Source organism: Leifsonia sp. GW821-FHT13C05 (genome assembly GCF_058806515.1).
The window spans coordinates 370,037-388,037 of the sequence record NZ_JBXAPT010000001.1; the positions used below are offsets into that span (position 1 = coordinate 370,037).

The 18,001-nt window shown below is 71.1% G+C and carries 14 protein-coding genes; 13 read left to right on the forward strand and 1 reads right to left on the reverse strand.

Going from position 1 to position 18,001, the window contains the following annotated elements; all coding sequences use genetic code 11:
- Position 1 precedes the first annotated feature (1 nt).
- From carA to rpe, 11 genes are all read left to right on the forward strand, one after another.
- Positions 2-1,165, forward strand: coding sequence for a glutamine-hydrolyzing carbamoyl-phosphate synthase small subunit (gene carA, locus AC1ROC_RS01760; protein ID WP_247597075.1), 1,164 nt, complete (start codon positions 2-4; stop codon positions 1,163-1,165).
- Positions 1,165-4,452: a carbamoyl-phosphate synthase large subunit gene (gene carB, locus AC1ROC_RS01765; RefSeq protein WP_492997700.1), complete on the forward strand. Its 3,288-nt coding sequence runs from the start codon at positions 1,165-1,167 to the stop codon at positions 4,450-4,452. The genes carA and carB overlap by 1 nt, the downstream gene beginning before the upstream one ends.
- A complete protein-coding gene (gene pyrF / locus AC1ROC_RS01770) occupies positions 4,449-5,306 on the forward strand; it encodes an orotidine-5'-phosphate decarboxylase (RefSeq protein WP_085367738.1) in 858 nt (285 codons plus the stop codon). Before carB ends, pyrF begins: the two co-directional genes overlap by 4 nt.
- Positions 5,299-6,261 carry a guanylate kinase gene (gmk, locus tag AC1ROC_RS01775; protein ID WP_085367737.1) on the forward strand — a complete coding sequence of 321 codons (963 nt, stop codon included), beginning with the start codon at positions 5,299-5,301 and terminating at the stop codon, positions 6,259-6,261. The genes pyrF and gmk overlap by 8 nt, the downstream gene beginning before the upstream one ends.
- An 82-nt stretch (positions 6,262-6,343) precedes the next feature.
- The gene (rpoZ, locus tag AC1ROC_RS01780; protein WP_085367736.1) at positions 6,344-6,601 is read left to right on the forward strand and encodes a DNA-directed RNA polymerase subunit omega; all 258 of its coding nucleotides are present in this window, start codon (positions 6,344-6,346) and stop codon (positions 6,599-6,601) included.
- A gap of 102 nt (positions 6,602-6,703) precedes the next feature.
- The gene (locus tag AC1ROC_RS01785; RefSeq protein WP_492998901.1) at positions 6,704-8,062 is read left to right on the forward strand and encodes a bifunctional phosphopantothenoylcysteine decarboxylase/phosphopantothenate synthase; all 1,359 of its coding nucleotides are present in this window, start codon (positions 6,704-6,706) and stop codon (positions 8,060-8,062) included.
- 50 nt (positions 8,063-8,112) lie between these two features.
- On the forward strand, positions 8,113-9,306 hold the full coding sequence (gene metK, locus AC1ROC_RS01790) for a methionine adenosyltransferase (RefSeq protein WP_085367734.1): 1,194 nt from the start codon (positions 8,113-8,115) through the stop codon (positions 9,304-9,306).
- A 2-nt stretch (positions 9,307-9,308) separates the two neighbouring features.
- Positions 9,309-11,342 (forward strand): primosomal protein N' family DNA-binding protein, encoded by a 2,034-nt coding sequence (locus tag AC1ROC_RS01795; RefSeq protein WP_492997704.1) that lies wholly within the window; start codon positions 9,309-9,311, stop codon positions 11,340-11,342.
- A 142-nt stretch (positions 11,343-11,484) separates the two neighbouring features.
- Positions 11,485-12,402 (forward strand): methionyl-tRNA formyltransferase, encoded by a 918-nt coding sequence (locus AC1ROC_RS01800; protein ID WP_492997705.1) that lies wholly within the window; start codon positions 11,485-11,487, stop codon positions 12,400-12,402.
- Positions 12,399-13,844, forward strand: a complete 1,446-nt coding sequence (locus AC1ROC_RS01805; protein ID WP_492997707.1) for an RsmB/NOP family class I SAM-dependent RNA methyltransferase — start codon at positions 12,399-12,401, stop codon at positions 13,842-13,844. The genes AC1ROC_RS01800 and AC1ROC_RS01805 overlap by 4 nt, the downstream gene beginning before the upstream one ends.
- Positions 13,845-13,879: 35 nt before the next feature.
- Complete coding sequence (rpe, locus tag AC1ROC_RS01810) at positions 13,880-14,554, forward strand: ribulose-phosphate 3-epimerase (protein WP_085367730.1); 675 nt, start codon at positions 13,880-13,882, stop codon at positions 14,552-14,554.
- Here rpe and AC1ROC_RS01815 read toward each other — a convergent pair.
- Positions 14,544-15,776, reverse strand: coding sequence for an MFS transporter (locus tag AC1ROC_RS01815; RefSeq protein ID WP_492997709.1), 1,233 nt, complete (start codon positions 15,774-15,776; stop codon positions 14,544-14,546). The two genes, rpe and AC1ROC_RS01815, sit on opposite strands and share 11 nt — an antisense overlap.
- Before the next feature lie 160 nt (positions 15,777-15,936).
- On the opposite strand from AC1ROC_RS01815, the gene AC1ROC_RS01820 reads away from it, so the two are divergent.
- On the forward strand, positions 15,937-16,725 hold the full coding sequence (locus tag AC1ROC_RS01820; RefSeq protein ID WP_492997711.1) for an IclR family transcriptional regulator: 789 nt from the start codon (positions 15,937-15,939) through the stop codon (positions 16,723-16,725).
- Positions 16,726-16,768: 43 nt separating this feature from the next.
- The gene (locus AC1ROC_RS01825) at positions 16,769-17,977 is read left to right on the forward strand and encodes a 4-hydroxybenzoate 3-monooxygenase (protein ID WP_168689546.1); all 1,209 of its coding nucleotides are present in this window, start codon (positions 16,769-16,771) and stop codon (positions 17,975-17,977) included.
- The last annotated feature ends 24 nt before the right edge of the window (positions 17,978-18,001 follow it).

The following is an 18,001-nucleotide window of genomic DNA, read 5'->3' on the forward strand; positions in this document are numbered from 1 at the left end:
CGTGGCGCAGGCAACCCCCGCCGTCCTCGTCCTCGAAGACGGAACCCGCTATGTCGGACGGGCGTACGGCGCTGTCGGCCGCACGTTTGGCGAAGCGGTGTTCTCCACCGGCATGACCGGATACCAGGAGACGCTGACCGACCCGAGCTACGCGGGCCAGATCGTCCTGATGACGGCCCCGCACATCGGCAACACGGGCACGAACGACGAAGACATGGAGTCCCGCCAGATCTGGGTCGCCGGCTACGTCGTGCGCGAGCCCAGCCGCATCGTGTCCAACTTCCGCGCCCAGCGCAGCCTCGACGACGACCTGGTCGCCCAGGGCGTCGTCGGCATCAGCGGGATCGACACGCGCGCGGTGACCAGGCACATCCGGTCGGCGGGCGCGATGCGTTCCGGCATCTTCTCCGGCGAGGACTTCGACCTTACCGACGGGGAGCAGCTGGAACTCGTGCGGTCCACCTCGACGATGGCGGGAACCAACCTGTCCGCCGAGGTGTCGACGCCCGAGCCGTTCACGGTCCCCGCGGTCGGCGAGAAGGTCGGCTCCGTCGCCGTTCTCGACCTCGGCGTGAAGAAGTCGACGCTCGAGAACCTCGCAGCACGCGGCCTCGACGTGCACGTGCTCCCGCAGATGGTGTCGGCCAGGGATGTGCTGGAACTGCAGCCGTCCGCCCTGTTCTTCTCGAACGGGCCAGGCGACCCCCAGGCGTCCGGCAAGCACGTCGCGCTGCTGCAGGAGGTGCTGAGGGCCGGCGTCCCGTACTTCGGCATCTGCTTCGGCAACCAGCTGCTCGGCCGCGCGCTCGGCCTCGGCACGTACAAGCTGCCGTTCGGCCACCGCGGCATCAACCAGCCGGTGCTCGACAAGCGCACCGGCCGGGTGGAGATCACGGCGCAGAACCACGGGTTCGCCGTGGATGCGCCGATCGACGGTGTGTTCGACTCCCCGGCGGGCTTCGGCCGCGTCGAGGTCAGCCACTTCAGCCTCAACGACAACGTGGTGGAGGGGCTCAACTGCCTCGACCTCAACGCGTTCAGCGTGCAGTACCACCCCGAGGCGGCCGCAGGGCCCCACGACGCCAACTACCTCTTCGACCGCTTCCTCGACATGATCACTGCTCGGGAGAACGGCGCAACCGCATCGCAGGGAGACTCCGAGTAATGCCGAAGCGTTCCGACATCAATTCCGTCCTGGTCATCGGCTCCGGCCCGATCGTCATCGGGCAGGCCTGTGAGTTCGACTACTCCGGCACCCAGGCGTGCCGCGTGCTCCGCGAGGAGGGCGTGCGCGTCATCCTGGTGAACTCGAACCCGGCGACCATCATGACCGACCCCGACTTCGCCGACGCCACGTACGTCGAGCCGATCACCTGGGAGGTCATCGAGACCATCATCGCCAAGGAGAAGCCGGATGCGATCCTGCCGACCCTGGGCGGCCAGACCGCGCTCAACGCCGCCATCCAGCTGCACGAGCACGGCATCCTGGAGAAGTACGACGTCGAGTTGATCGGCGCCAAGTTCGAGGCCATCCAGAAGGGCGAGGACCGCCAGATCTTCAAGGAGCTGGTGATCGAGGCCGGCGCGGAGGTCGCGCGCTCGCACATCGCGCACACCGTCGAGGAGGCCGTCGAGTTCGCCGAGGACCTCGGATACCCGCTGGTCGTCCGTCCGTCCTTCACGATGGGCGGCCTCGGCTCCGGCTTCGCGTACACCGAGCAGGAGCTGCGCCGCATCGTCGGCGACGGCATCCACCAGAGCCCGACCAGCGAGGTGCTGCTGGAGGAGTCCATCCTGGGCTGGAAGGAGTACGAGCTCGAGCTGATGCGCGACACCGCCGACAACACGGTGGTCGTCTGCTCGATCGAGAACGTCGACCCCGTCGGCGTGCACACCGGTGACTCGATCACCGTCGCCCCGGCCCTCACGCTGACCGACCGCGAGTACCAGCGGATGCGCGACATCGGCATCGACATCATCCGCGCCGTCGGCGTCGACACCGGCGGGTGCAACATCCAGTTCGCCGTCGACCCGGCGAACGGCCGAATCATCGTCATCGAGATGAACCCGCGCGTCTCCCGCTCGTCGGCGCTCGCGTCGAAGGCGACCGGCTTCCCGATCGCGAAGATCGCCGCGAAGCTCGCCATCGGCTACCGCCTGGACGAGATCCCGAACGACATCACCAAGGTCACCCCGGCGAGCTTCGAGCCGACGCTCGACTACGTGGTCGTCAAGGTGCCGCGCTTCGCGTTCGAGAAGTTCCCCGCCGCCGACCCGACCCTCACCACGACCATGAAGTCGGTCGGAGAGGCGATGGCCATCGGCCGCAGCTTCAGCAGCGCGCTGCAGAAGGCGCTCCGCTCGCTGGAGAAGCGCGGGTCGTCCTTCCACTGGGGTGCGGAGAGCCGCACCGTCGAGGAGCTGCTGACGAGCATCCAGACCCCGACGGACGGCCGGATCGTGGATGTGCAGCAGGCGCTCCGCCTCGGAGCGACGCCCGAGCAGGTGTTCGAGGCCACGAAGATCGACCCGTGGTTCCTCGACCAGATCGTGCTCATCAACGAGGTCGCGGAGCAGATCCGCACCGCGGAGACCCTCGACACCGACACGCTGCGGGATGCGAAGGACCACGGCTTCTCCGACGCGCAGATCGGTCAGCTGCGCGGCTTCGGCGAGGCGGACGTGCGCGAGATCCGGCACATCCTGGGTGTGCGTCCCGTCTACAAGACGGTGGACACCTGCGCAGGCGAGTTCCCGGCCCTCACGCCGTACCATTACTCCAGCTACGACCTGGAGACCGAAGTGGAGCCGAGCGACAGGCGCAAGGTGGTCATCCTGGGCTCCGGCCCGAACCGCATCGGTCAGGGCGTCGAGTTCGACTACTCCTGCGTGCACGCGTCGTTCGCGCTGAGTGACGCCGGGTACGAGACGGTCATGATCAACTGCAACCCGGAGACGGTCTCGACCGACTACGACACCAGCGACCGGCTCTACTTCGAGCCGCTCACGCTGGAGGACGTGCTGGAGGTCATCCACGCGGAGAGCCAGAGCGGCGAGCTCGTGGGCGTCGTCGTGCAGCTCGGCGGCCAGACGGCGCTCGGGCTGGCGAAGGGCCTGGAGGCCGCAGGCGTCCCGATCCTCGGCACGACGCCCGAGGCGATCGACCTGGCGGAGGAGCGCGGCCTGTTCGCCGAGATCCTCGAGAACGCCGGACTCCTCGCGCCGCGCAACGGCACCGCGTTCGACTTCCCCGGCGCCGTGCAGGTGGCGGAGCAGATCGGCTACCCGGTGCTCGTGCGCCCGAGCTACGTGCTCGGCGGCCGCGGCATGGAGATCGTCTACGACAGCCCGTCGCTGGCCGACTACTTCGAGCGTGTGGCCGGTCAGGGCATCGTCGGGCCGGCGCATCCACTGCTGGTGGACCGCTTTCTCGACGACGCCATCGAGATCGACGTGGACGCGCTCTACGACGGAGAGACCCTGTACATCGGCGGCGTGATGGAGCACATCGAGGAGGCGGGCATCCACTCGGGCGACTCGAGCTGCACGCTTCCCCCGATCACGCTCGGTCGTCGCGAGATCGACAGGGTGCGCGAAGCGACGCTGAAGATCGCGGAGGGCATCGGCGTTCGCGGCCTCCTGAACGTGCAGTTCGCCATCGGCGCCGGCGTGCTCTACGTGCTCGAAGCGAACCCGCGTGCGTCCCGCACGGTGCCGTTCGTGTCGAAGGCGCTGGGCATCCCGCTGGCGAAGGCTGCGTCCAGGATCATGGTCGGCGCGACCGTCGCCGGGCTGATCGAGGAGGGCCTGCTTCCGCAGCAGGACGGCTCGATCATCCCGATGGACTCGCCGGTCGCGGTCAAGGAGGCCGTGCTGCCGTTCAAGCGCTTCCGCACCAAGGAGGGCAACGTCGTCGACTCGGTCCTCGGCCCGGAGATGCGCTCGACCGGTGAGGTCATGGGCATCGACAAGGACTTCCCGCGCGCGTTCGCCAAGAGCCAGTCGGCCGCGTACGGCGGCATGCCGCTCGGCGGCACGGCGTTCGTGTCGGTCTCCGACCGCGACAAGCGCTCGATCGTGCTTCCGGTGCTCCGCCTGCAGGAGCTCGGCTTCTCGATCCTCGCGACCGAGGGAACGGCGGAGGTCCTGAACCGCAACGGCATCGCCGCCAGCGTCGTGCGCAAGTTCAGCGAGACGGAGAACGTGGATGCGCCATCCATCGTCGACCTGATCAACCGCAACGAGGTGGACGTGGTCATCAACACCCCGAGCGGCCGCTCCGCCCGCGCGGACGGCTACGAGATCCGCGCCGCTGCGGTGGCCGGAGACAAGCCGCTGTTCACCACGATCGCCGAGCTGAGCGCTGCGGTGGCATCGGTGGATGCGATCCGCGAGGGCTTCGACGTCAAGTCGCTGCAGCAGTACGCGATCGAGAGGGCCGCACGCGCGTGAGCTTCGGTGACCGGCTCGCCGGAGTCTTCGCGGCCAGCGGGCGCCTCTGCGTCGGCATCGACCCGCACGCGCACCTGCTGGAGAGCTGGGGCCTCGCGGCCTCGGCCTCCGGTGTGCGTGAGTTCGGGCTCGCGGTGGTCGAGGCGACGAAGGGCCGGGCGGGCGTCGTCAAGCCGCAGGTCGCGTTCTTCGAGCGCTACGGCTCCGCGGGGTACGCGGCGCTCGAAGAGGTGATCGGGGCTGCCCGCTCGGCCGGGCTGCTGGTGATCGCCGACGCGAAGCGCGGGGACATCGGCACCAGCGTCACGGCGTACGCGGAGGCGTGGCTCACCCCCGGCGCCCCGCTGGAAGCGGACGCGATGACCATCGCGGCGTTCCAGGGCGTCGGGTCGATCGAGGAGCCGATGCGGCTGGCGGAGGCGAACGGCAAGGGCCTGTTCGTGCTCGCCGCGACCTCCAATCCGGAGGCGGCGGCCATCCAGCGCGCGGTCGTCCAGGACGGCCGGCGTGCGGGGAGCACCGTCGCTCGTGCGATCATCGAAGACGTGCAATCGTTCAACCAGGCGCAGACCCCCAGCGCATTCGGGTCCGTCGGGCTCGTGCTCGGCGCGACCCTCGACCTCACCGGCTTCGGCATCGACATCGCGGGGGAGCCCGGCGTCAACCGTGCTCCCGTGCTCGCCCCGGGCTTCGGCCACCAGGGCGCGAAGGTGGAGGACGCACCCCGGCTGTACGGCTCGTTCGCGGGCGGCGTGATCGTGAGCGAATCGCGCGGGCTGCTCGGCGCCGGTCCGTCCGGCCTGGCCGACGCCATCGCGCGCCGGGCGGAGGAGGTGCGTGCGAGCCATGTCTGACCAGACGACAGCAGAGGGAACGACAGCGGCGGGCACGGCAACATCCCACCGGCCGGCCCCGCCGGAGGTCGACCGTGCCGCCGCATCGCAGGCCGCCGTCGCCGCCCGCCGGGCACGCGCGGCCGTCAAGGCCGCTATCGCGCACCAGGAGATCTCGCCGCTGACCGTCCTGGACAAGGCGACGGCCGACCCGGAGGGCGTCGAGGGGCGGCTGCGGGTCACCGAGTTCCTGCTCAGTGTGCCCGCGATCGGCACCACCAAGATGCAGGATGCCCTGCGCACGCTCGCGATCTCGCCCGCCAAACGGCTGGGCGGCCTGGGCAGGCACCAGCGCCTGCGCCTCCGCGACTACCTGATCGACCGCGAGGCGAAGGCCGGGCGACTGAAGAACCACCTCGTGGTGCTGGCGGGCCCCACCGCCGTCGGCAAGGGGACGGTCTCGACGTACATCCGCGAGAACTACCCGGATGTGCTGCTCTCGGTCTCCGCGACCACCCGCGCCCCGCGGCCCGGCGAGGTCGACGGCGTCAACTACTACTTCGTCGACGACGCGGAGTTCGACAGGATGATCGCGGACGGCGAGCTCCTCGAATACGCCACGGTGCACAACGCGTACCGCTACGGCACACCGCGCAAGCCGATCGAGCGCGCGCTGGACGAGGGAAAGAGCGTGCTGCTCGAGATCGACCTGCAGGGCGCGCGCAGCGTGCGGAAGGCGATGCCGGAGGCGCGACTGATCTTCCTGCTGCCTCCGACCTGGGAGGAACTGGTCCGCAGGCTGATCGGCCGCGGCACGGAGGAACCGGCGGAACAGCAGCGCAGACTCGAGACGGCGAAGGTCGAATTGGCCGCTCAGGACGAGTTCGACCACCGCGTCGTGAACACCGACGTGGCCGAGGCGGCGCGCGAGGTCGTAGACTTGATGAAGATCCGCGCGGCGCCGTCGCGCCCGTAGACCGTTTTCGTCGCGTCATTCAGACGCCGTCGCAGCCTGCGACCACCCACGATCCGTTCAACCTGCAAGGAGCAATACACGCATGGCACTCAGCAACAAGGGCATCATCGACCCGCCCATCGACGACGTTCTCGCCAAGGTCGAGTCCAAGTACGCTCTGGTCATCTTCGCCTCCAAGCGCGCACGCCAGATCAACGACTACTACGCCGACCTGCACGAGGGCAGCCTGTTCGACAACGTCGGACCGCTGGTCGACTCGTCGGTCGACGACAAGCCGCTGTCCGTCGCGCTGCACGAGATCAACGAGGACAAGCTCACCATCAAGCCGATCGCCGAATAGCGACGCCCCCGGGCACTGCGCCCGGGCAGGAGCAGTGCCGTGGGAGAGCCGCGTCGTCAAGGCGATGGCGTCGTTGAAGGGGAGGGCGTCGTGAGCGCACGATTGACCATCGTCGTCGGGGTCACCGGCGGCATCGCCGCGTACAAGGCCGTCGGCGTGATCCGTTCGCTGGTGCTCGAAGGGCACTCGGTGCACGTGGTCGCCACCGAGGCGGCCCTGCGCTTCGTCGGACGCCCGACGCTGGAGGCGATCAGCCGCAACCCGGTGGCGACCGACCTCTACGAGGGCGTCGCCGAGGTGCGGCACGTCGCCATCGGCCAGTCGGCCGACCTGATCGTCATCGCTCCCGCGACGGCCAACACCATCGCCAAGCTCGCGGCGGGTCTCGCCGACGACCTGCTCGGCAACACCGTGCTCGCGAGCACGGCCCCACTCGTCATCGCCCCGGCGATGCACACGGAGATGTGGCGCAACGCCGCCACCGTCGCCAACATCGCCACCCTCCGCTCGCGCGGCGTGACCGTCGTCGGACCGGCGAGCGGTCAGCTCACCGGCGCAGACTCCGGCCCCGGCCGGATGGAGGAGCCCTCCGTGATCGTGCGGGAGGCGCTGGCCGCGGTCGGCGCGCATCCCGAGCGTGCAGCGGCAGGGGATGCAGCGCAGGCAGCAGTGGATGCGGCAGCGCCCGCCACTGAGGCCCCCACTGCTCCCGCTTCCCCCGTCGCGGCGTCCGCATCCGGTGCGGACATCGTCGTGCTCTCCGAGCGCCGCAGGGCCAACGAGGCCGCGCGCCGACCGCGCGGAGGAGACGACCTCGCCGGGAAGCGCGTCGTCGTCACCGCCGGGGGCACGCGCGAGCCGCTCGACCCCGTGCGCTTCCTCGGCAACCGGTCGAGCGGACGCCAGGGCGTCGCCGTCGCCAGCGCGGCCCTCGCCCGCGGAGCGGAGGTCGTTCTGATCGCCGCCCACCTCGAGGTCGAGCCGCCGGAGGGCGTGGAGCTGATCGAGGTGCAGACGGCACTCGAACTGCAGGAGGCCGCGACCGAGGCAGCGCGCGCCGCCGACATCGTCGTGATGACCGCCGCCGTCGCCGACTACCGGCCGGCCGAGGTCCGCGAGACCAAGATCAAGAAGGCGGTCGCGGGGGAGACCCTCACGCTCGAACTGGTCGCCAACCCGGACATCCTGGCCGGTCTCTCGGCTGCACGGCGCGACGGTCAGGTCATCGTCGGCTTCGCGGCGGAGACGGAGCCCGACCCGTCGGCGCTGATCGAACTCGGCCGCAGCAAGCTCGCGTCGAAGGGCAGCGACTTCCTGGTGATCAACCAGGTGGGATGGTCGCAGGGCTTCGCAACGGACAGCAATGAAGTCGTGGTCCTCCGCCGGGGCGGGGATATAGTGATGGAGGCCTCGGGGACCAAGTTGTCGGTGGCCGATCGTATTCTCGACGTCATCGCCTGACGAGCATCTCGGGCACCGTCCGAGCAGCCACAATCCGGCTAAGGAGAACAATGGCAGATCTGCGCCTCTTCACGTCCGAATCGGTCACGGAAGGCCACCCGGACAAGATCTGTGACCAGATCTCCGACAGCATCCTGGATGCGCTCCTCACGGTCGACCCGCACAGCCGCGTCGCCGTCGAGACCCTGGTGACCACCGGCCTCGTGCACGTCGCCGGCGAGGTGACCACCAAGGGCTACGTGGAGATCCCCGCCCTGGTGCGCGCCAAGCTCGTGGAGATCGGCTACGACTCCTCGGACGTGAGCTTCGACGGCACCCAGTGCGGCGTGTCCGTGTCGATCGGCGCGCAGTCTCCCGACATCGCCCAGGGGGTCGACGACGCGCTGGAGACGCGCGCGGAGCAGAGCAACGACGACCTCGACCGGCAGGGCGCGGGCGACCAGGGCATCATGTTCGGCTACGCCACCACGGAGACGCCGCAGTACATGCCGCTGCCGATCTGGCTCGCGCACCGCCTCTCCGAGCGTCTCGCGACCGTGCGCAAGGACGGAACGCTCGACTACCTGCGGCCGGACGGCAAGACCCAGGTGACCATCGGCTACGAGGGCATCGTCCCGAAGTCGGTGCAGACCGTCGTGCTCTCCACCCAGCACGCGCCGAGCGTGTCCAACGAGCAGCTGCAGGCCGAGGTGATCGAGGAGATCATCGCCCCCGTGCTGCACGAGGCCGGGCTGGAGTCCGCGCACGTGCGCACCCTCATCAACCCGACCGGCCGGTTCGAGATCGGCGGACCGAAGGGCGACGCGGGGCTCACCGGCCGCAAGATCATCGTCGACACCTACGGCGGCGCGAGCCGTCACGGCGGAGGCGCGTTCTCCGGCAAGGACCCGTCGAAGGTGGACCGCTCCGCGGCGTACGCCATGCGCTGGGTGGCGAAAAACGCGGTCGCCGCCGGTTTCGCCGACCGGCTCGAACTGCAGATCGCCTACGCGATCGGCAAGGCGGCGCCCGTCGGGCTGTACGTCGAGACGTTCGGCACCGGCCACGTGCCGGAGGACCGCATCATCTCCGCGATCCGCGAGGTGTTCGACCTGCGCCCGGCCGCGATCATCCGCGACCTCGACCTGCTGCGCCCGATCTACGCGAAGACCGCGACGTACGGCCACTTCGGCCGTGAGCTGCCGGACTTCACCTGGGAGCGTCTGGACCGCGTCGACGACCTCCGGTCGGCCGCAGGCCTCTGACGATGGCGGCGGCCGGCCGGGTCGCCCGCATCGTGATCGACTCGGCGCTTCCCCAACTCGATCACCTGTTCGACTACGGCGTGCCGGATGCGCTCGACGCCGACGTGCATCCGGGGGTGCGGGTCAAGGTGCCGCTGCGCACCGGCGCCAGGATGGTGTCCGGGTTCGTGGTGGAGGTGCTGCCGCGCGACCAGATCGACTACGAAGGCGAGCTGACGCCGATCGACCAGGTGGTGTCGACGGCGCGCGTGCTGACACCCGCGGTGTGGGCGCTGGCCAGGAAGCTGGCCGATCGCAGCGCGGGGACGGCGAACGACATCCTGCGCTTCGCGGTGCCCCCGCGGTCGGTGCGGGTGGAGAAGGCGTGGCTGGCTGCCCAGGAGGCGGTGGCCGCGGGCGACCAGCCGGATGCGCCAGGTAGCGCGAGCACTCAGGAGGCGGCGCACCCGCACCCCGCACCCATCGGCGGCTACGGCGACGGGGTGCTGGAGGCGGCCGTCGCCGCGGGGGAGCGGATCGTGCTCCGCACCATGCCCGGCGTCGTCCGCACACCGGAGGGCGAGTGGGTCGGCCAGTGGGCCGTGACGCTCGCCGGGGCGGCCGTGGCCTGCTGGGCGGCGGGGAAGACCGCGATCATCGCCGTCCCCGACTACCGCGACCTCGACCAGCTCGCCGCGACGCTGCTCGCGCTGGCGCCCGCCGAGGCCGTCGTGCGGGTGGACGGCCGGCAGACCGACTCCGAGCGGTACAAGGCGTTCCTCGGCGCGCTGTCCGGTCCGCGCATCGTGATCGGCAGCCAGTCCGCCGTGTACGCGCCCGCCGACGACCTCGGCCTGCTGATCGTCTGGAACGACGGCGACCCGCTGCACGCGGCCAGGCAGGCTCCGTACATCCACACGCGGGATGCAGCGCTCGTGCGGCAGGAGCAGCAGGGCGGCGCGCTCATCCTGGCCGGGCGCATCCGGAGCGTCGAGGCGCAGCGCCTGGTGGAGCTCGGCTGGCTGCGGGCGGTCGACCCGGAGCGCATGGAGTGGCCGAAGGTGATCCTGAGCGCGAACCAGACGGCGGAGGAGCCGGTGGCGCGGGCGGCGCGCATCCCGTCCGTGGCGTGGAAGACCGCGCGCGCGGCGCTCGACGGCGACGAGAAGACGCCGGCGGGGCCGGTGCTGATCCAGGTGGCGAGGCCCGGGTACGCGCCGCAGATCGCCTGCGCGAAGTGCGGGCAGGCGGCCCGCTGCAACCGCTGCACGGGCCCGCTCGGGCAGCGGAGGGCCGGAAGCGTTCCGTCCTGCGGCTGGTGCGGGGCGCTCGCGACCAACTGGCACTGCGACCACTGCGAGCACGACCGGTTCCGGCTGGTCACGCTGGGGTCCGGCCGCACGGCGGAGGAACTGGGGCGTGCGTTCCCCGGGGTGCGCGTGATCGTGGCGGACGGCGAGCATCCCGTGCAGTCCGTGCCGGATGCGCGCGCCATCGTCGTGGCGACCCGCGGTGCTGAGCCGATCGCCGCGGGCGGGTACCGTGCCGTGCTGCTGCTCGACGGCGAGCGGATGCTGGCGAGGGAGACTCTGGGTGTCGCTGAGGACTGCCTGCGCTGGTGGACGAACGCGGCCGGGCTCGCCGCGCCGGGAGCGCCGACCGTGCTGGTGGGGGTCTCCGGCGGTCTCGCGCGTGACTTCGCCACCGGTCGGGTCGCGGAGTTCGCGCACGCCGAGCTGGTGGACCGCCGCGCCCTGCACTTCCCTCCCGCTGTGCGGCTCGCGTCGATCGCAGGGGCGCCGGACGTGGTGGAAGCCGCGGTCGCCGCTGTCGATCCGGCGCTGCTGATCGACGTGCTCGGCCCGGCGACGGTCGACGACGCCACCGTGCGCGCGATCCTGCGGTTCGAGTACGCGAAAGGGCAGGAGGTCGCGACGGCGGTGCGCGGCGCGATCGTCCGCAACGCGAGCAAGCGGCGTAAGGCTCCGGCGGGCAAGACCGGGTTCCGCCCGGCGCCGACGCTGCGCGTGCAGTTCGACGACCCGGAGATCATCTGACCCCTGTGCCTCCGATCCCTGGCCGGCCGACCCCGGCCGGTAGGATCGACGGTGGCCGCGGAGCACGCGGCCGACGTTCCCGACCGAAAGAACCAGCGATGCCCCGATTCCCGTCCACGCCGCACCGCACGGAGAACGAGGGATGAGGCTGGTCTTCGCCGGCACCCCGGCGGTCGCCGTCCCCGCGCTGCGGCTCCTGGCCGAGCGGCACGAGGTGGTGGCCGTGCTCACCAGGCGCGACGCGGAGCTGGGGCGCAAGCGCGTGCTCACGCCGTCCCCGGTCGCCGCTGCGGCGGACGAGCTGGGCATCGAGACGATCAAGGCCAACCGGCTCGACGAGACGGTGACGGAGCGCATCCGGAGTCTCGCGCCCGACCTCGGCGTGATCGTGGCGTACGGCGGTCTGGTGCGCGAGCCGCTGCTGTCGACGCCGCGGCTCGGCTGGGTGAACCTGCACTTCTCGCTGCTTCCCGCCTGGCGCGGCGCCGCCCCGGTGCAGCACGCCGTGATCGCGGGAGATGAGGTGACCGGGGCCGCGGTCTTCCAGTTGGTCCCGGAGCTGGACGCGGGCGACGTCTTCTCCGAGCTGACCCGCGCGATCGGCGCCGACGAGACGGCGGGCGACGTGCTCGGTGCGCTCTCGCTCTCCGGTGCCGAACTGCTGGCGGACACGGTGGATGCGCTGGCCGACGGCACGGCAGCCTCCGTGCCGCAGGACGGAACCGTCACACTCGCGCCGAAGCTGTCGCTGGCCGACGCGCACCTCGACTTCCACCAGCCGGCGGCCGCGGTCTACGCCCGGCAGCGCGGTGTGACGCCGGAGCCCGGGGCGTTCGCCCTGCTCGGCGACGACCGGTTCAAGGTTCTCGCGGCCCGTCCGGCCCCGGATGCGGACGAGCTGGCCCCCGGCGCGGTCGAGCTGCAGGGCAAGCGGGTCCTGGTCGGGACGGGCACGCATCCGCTGGAGCTGGTGACGGTGCAGCCGGCCGGGAAGAAGGCGATGGCTGCCGCCGACTGGTGGCGCGGCCTCTCCGCGGCGGACGGGATGGTGCTGCGATGAGCGAGCGGAACAGAAACCAGAGCGGCCAGGGCGGTCGTGGAGCGCAGCGCGGTCGTGGAGCGCAGGGCGGTCGTGGAGCGCAGGGCGGCCACGTGCAGCCGGCGCGCAGGGTCGCGTACGACGTGATCGCCGCCGTGCGCGACTCCGACGCGTACGCCAACCTGCTGCTGCCGACGCGCATCGCGCGCGCCGGCCTCAACCCCGGAGACGCCGCCCTCGCCACCGAGCTGACGTACGGCACGCTCCGGATGCAGGGATACTACGACCTCGTGATCGCCCGCGCGGCCGGGCGTCCGGTCGACCGCATCGATCCGCCCATCCTGGATGTGCTGCGGCTCGGCGCCCACCAGCTGCTGTCCACGCGGGTGGCGCCGCACGCGGCCGTCAACGAGTCCGTCGCGCTCGCCCGCAGCGTCGGTTCGCGCTCGGCGACCGGCTTCACGAACGGCGTGCTCCGCGAGATCGGCCGGCACAGTCCGGAGGAGTGGCGGCAGCGCATCCTGGCCGACGCGAAAGGCCAGGACCAGGAGCTCTCCGCGCTGACCTCGCATCCGGTGTGGATTGTGCGTGCCTTCCGCCGCGCTCTCGAAGCGGAGGGCAGGGCGGCGGAACTCGCCGACCTGCTGAACGCCGACAACGCGGCGCCCCGGGTCAACCTGGTCGTGCTTCCCGGGCTCGCCGACCTGCCGGACGACGCGACGGAGGACAGGTTCTCTCCCGTCGGCTTCACCGCGGGCGGCGGGGATCCGCAGGCCAGGGTCGAGGAGGCGGGCGGACGCCTGCGAGTGCAGGACGAGGGATCGCAGCTCGCGGCGCTCGCGCTCAGCAGGGCGCGCCCGATCGTGCCGGGTGAGCAGTGGCTCGATCTGTGCGCCGGTCCGGGCGGCAAGGCGGCACTGCTGGCCGCCGAGGCGCGGCTGGGTGGTGCGACGCTCACCGCCAACGAAGTCGTTCCGGCGCGTGCGGAGCTGGTCCGGCGCGCGCTGGCCGCACTGCCGGAGCCCGTCGAGGTGCTCGAACTGGACGGCACGACCGTCGGAGAGTCCCACCCGGAACAGTTCGACCGCATCCTGCTGGACGCCCCGTGCACCGGGCTCGGTGCGCTGCGCCGCCGGCCGGAGGCGCGCTGGCGCAAGACCCCGCGCGACGTCGCAGAGCTCACCGGACTGCAGGCGCGGCTGCTCGACGCGGCCATCGCCGCCGCGAAGCCCGGCGGGCTCATCGCCTACGTGACCTGCTCCCCGCACATCGCGGAGACGCGGGGCATCGTCGCGGCGGCGCTGGACGCGCACGACGACGTCGAAGCCGTCGACACGCCGTTCGTGCTGCAGGAGCTCGCGCTGGAGCGCCTCGACCTCGCCGGCGACGGCCTGGCCGCCCAGCTGTGGCCGCACCGCCACGGCACGGACGCGATGTTCATCGCGCTGCTCGCCAAGCGCTGAGCCGGCAGGGGTCGCCGGTTTTGTAGGCTGGAGGCATGCCAGTCCGGATCAACCCCAGCATCCTCGCCGCCGACTTCGTCAACCTGGAGCGTGACCTCGGTCGCATCGCCACTGCCGACCTCGTGCACGTGGATGTGATGGACAACCATTTCGTGCCGAACCTGACGTTCGGTCCGCAGATGGTGGGGCGCATCCAGGATGTGTCCGCGATCCCGCTCGACGTGCACCTGATGATCGACGACCCGGAGCGCTGGGCGCCGGGATACGCGGAGCTCGGCGCGTTCTCCGTCACCTTCCACGCCGAGGCGGCCACCGAGCCGGTCACGCTCGCCAGGCGCCTGCGCGAGATCGGCGCGCGGGCGGGGATCGCGCTCAAGCCGGGAACGCCGGTCGACGACTACCTCGACCTGCTGCCCGAGTTCGACCAGGTGCTGGTGATGACCGTCGAGCCCGGCTTCGGCGGCCAGTCGTTCATGCCGGAGACCATGCCCAAGCTCGCCAGGCTGCGCGCGGCGGTGGATGCAACGGGCGCCGACGTGTGGCTGCAGGTCGACGGCGGGATCACCGAGGAGACCATCGCCGTCGCCGCCGAGAACGGTGCGGACACCTTCGTGGCGGGATCGAGCGTGTTCAAGGCGGAGAACACCGAGCGGCAGATCGCGCTGCTCCGTGAGACGGCCGCGCGCCACAGTCACCCGGTCAGCCGCTGACGACGACCGGCGCCCCCTCCCGTCGGCGGATCACGGCCGGCACGGTCGCGATGCTCGCCACCGAGATCAGCGCGGCGACGGCGAACACGTAGAAGCCGCCCGGATACGCCAGGTCGAGCGTCACGAGCACCCCGGTGATGGCCGGTCCGGCGATGGCGCCGATGCGCCCGATGCCCGCGGCGAAGCCGAGCGCCGTGCCGCGCACCTCCGGAGGGTAGAGCTGGCTGACGAACGCGTAGACGAGCACCTGCGCGGAGAACACGAAGACGCCGGTGACGAAGATCGCCGCGTACAGCAGCACGACCTCGTCCATCCGGATGCTCAGCAGCGCGAGGAACACCGCGGCGAGGAAGAACCAGACCAGGGTGACGCGCTTGGTGCCGTTGCGGTCGGCGAGCGTTCCGGCGAGCACGAGCCCGGCGACGGCGCCCAGGTTGAGGACGAGCAGCAGGCCGAGCGCGTCCCCGGTGTCGTAGCCGGCGACCTTCATGAGCTGCGGAAGCCAGGTGTTGAGGCCGTAGACCAGCAGCAGCCCCATGAACGACGCCGTCCAGATGCCGATGCTGGCGAGCAGGTACGGCCGCCGGACGAGGACACCGACGGTCCCCGCCGGCCGGGCTGCTCCGTCCGCACGACGGGCGAGGACGGCTGCCGACTCCGGCAGCGTGAACCAGAGCAGGGGAAGCACCACGAGCCCGGCGAGGCCGCCGACCAGGAACATCAGCTGCCAGTTCGGCACGATCGCGAGGGCGAGCAGCGCGGTGAGGACGGCGCCCGCGTGGTAGCCGGTCATCGTCAGCGTCGTCGAGCGCCCGGTGCGGGTGGACCCGGCGAACTCGCCCACGTAGGCGAGCACGGTCGGGATGCACGCCCCGAGCCCCAGCCCGGCGAGCAGTCGCAGGGCGCCGAAGACGAACACGTTCGGCGCGGCGACGACCGCGATCGTGAACACCGAGAACAGGGCGACGCAGGTGATCAGCGTCGCGCGCCTGCCGTAGCGGTCGGTGAGCGGGCCCACGGCGAGCGCGCCGATCCCGACCCCGACGAGCCCCGCTGTGGCCACGGCCGTCGCGCCGCCGGGGTCGAACCCGAGCGCGCCCGTACCGATCAGGGTCGGGATGACCGTGCCGAGGACGACGAGGTCGAAGCCGTCGAGCGCCACCACGATCCAGCAGAGGATGACGGGCCAGACGCGGGCGGTGGACGGGGGTGAGCTCGTCATCGGAGCCTCCTTGCTGTGATGCGGGGTGGTACTGGTGGTGCGTGGTGCTGCGGTTCGTGCGTCACGGCGACGCGATGGCCAAACAGATGTTCGCCAGGCGCACGCTCGTGCGCCACCAGAACGCACCGTAGCATGGTGGGACGCGCAGGAAGGAGTCGACGTGGCCAATTCGCCGTCGGGGGAGTCGCTGATCACGCGGCTCGTCCGCATCCTGAGCACGCTCGACTCCGGGCACCCGCCGATGACCGCGACCGCCGTCGCCCGGCTCGCCGACCTCCCGGTGGCGACCGTGCACCGGCTGGTCGCCGAGCTGAGCGCGATCGGCTGGCTGGTGAAGGACGAGCAGGGCAGGATCGGCCTGGGCCTCGACCTCTGGGAGCTCGCCCACCGTGCCCGCTCGCCGTACACGCACCTGCTCACGATCGCGCGCCCCGCCATGCAGGAGGTGCAGCGGGCGGTCGGGCAGAACACCCAGCTCGGCGTGCTCACCGCGGACGGCGACGAGGTGCTCTACCTCGAGTGCTACGCGGGCGAGGGGTCGGTGGAGAACGCGGCGACGACGGCGACTCGGCTTCCCGCATACCGGTCGTCGGCCGGGCACGCGATCGTCGCGTTCGCCGACCGCGCGGTGCGGGAGGGCTTCATCGCGGACTGGGAGCAGAGTCTGCCCGGCCTCCGGCACCGGCTGGTCGGGGTGCGCACGAGCGGCCACGCCGTCGTGGAGGGGATGATGCATCCGGACACCGCCGGGGTCTCCGTGCCGGTGCGCGAGCCAGGGCTCGAGGTGGTGGCGGCGCTCAGCGTGGTCGTGCCGCGGGACCTCGCCGTGATCGCCGCGGTGATCGGGCCGCTGACCGAGGGTGCTGAGCGGATCACCGCAGCGCTGCGGGTCGACGCGCTCGCCGTTCTCAATGAACGAGAAGGGCGCTCCGCCGCTCGGCCGTCCTGACAAACTGACCGCACTCGTCAGAACCATCAGGAGGAGTGCAGCTATGGCAGCGCGCAAAGAATCGACCAGGGTCGCGATCGTCGGCGGTGGCCCGGCCGGTCTGATGCTCTCGCACCTCCTCGCGAGAGACGGCATCGACAGCGTCGTCGTCGAGCGGCGCACACGGGCCGAGATTCACGCGACGGTGCGTGCGGGCATCCTGGAACCCGGCAGCGTCCGGATGCTGGTGGAGTCCGGCGCCTCCCGACGCGTGCTGGAGAAGGGCGACAGGCACGACGGCATCGAACTGCGCATCGACGGCGACGGCCACCGGATCGACTTCCAGGACCTCGTCGGCCAGTCGGCGTGGCTCTACCCGCAGACCGACGTGTTCGCCGACCTCGCCGACGCCCGCGAACGCGACGGCGGCGACGTGCGCTACGCGGTGCAGGACGTGACGGTGGTAGGGGTGACGGACGCGCATCCGCTCGTCGTGTTCACCGAGGACGACGGTTCTGCCGTCGAGCTGAGCTGCGACGTGGTGATCGGCGCCGACGGCTCGCGCAGCGCCTGCCGCAAGCTGATCCCGGATGCGCAGCGCCGCAGCTACTTCCGTGAGTACCCATTCGCGTGGTTCGGCATCCTCACTGAGGCGCCGCACAGCGCGGAGGAGCTCATCTACGCCGCATCGGACCGCGGCTTCGCGCTCATCAGCCAGCGCAGCGAGACCGTTCAGCGCATGTACTTCCAGTGCGACCCCGGCGAGGACGCCGACCAGTGGAGTGACGCACGCATCTGGGACGAGCTGCAGAGCCGCGTCGCCGGCAACGGCTTCTCCCTCGCCGAGGGACCGATCACCGACCGCGTCGTACTCCCATTCCGCAGCTTCGTCTGCGAACCACTCAGGCACGGTTCGCTGTTCCTCGCGGGCGACGCCGGACACACCGTGCCTCCGACGGGCGCCAAGGGGCTGAACCTGGCGCTCGCCGACGTGGGAGTGCTGCACGAGGCGCTGGCCGAACTGCTGCTCGGCGGGAGCGCGTCCGGCGTGGACAGCTACAGCGACCGTGCTCTGGCCAGGGTGTGGAAGAGCCAGCACTTCTCGTACTGGATGACGACGCTCCTGCACGAGCAGCCGGGCGCGAGCGATTTCGACAGGCGCAGGCAACGCGGCGAGCTGGAGTCCATCGCCTCCTCCCGCGCAGGCTCGGCGTTCCTCGCGGAAGGCTACACCGGCTGGCAGCATGCCGCCGTCGCGCAGCCCGTCGCCTGACCAGCAACACCCTCCTCCACGAAA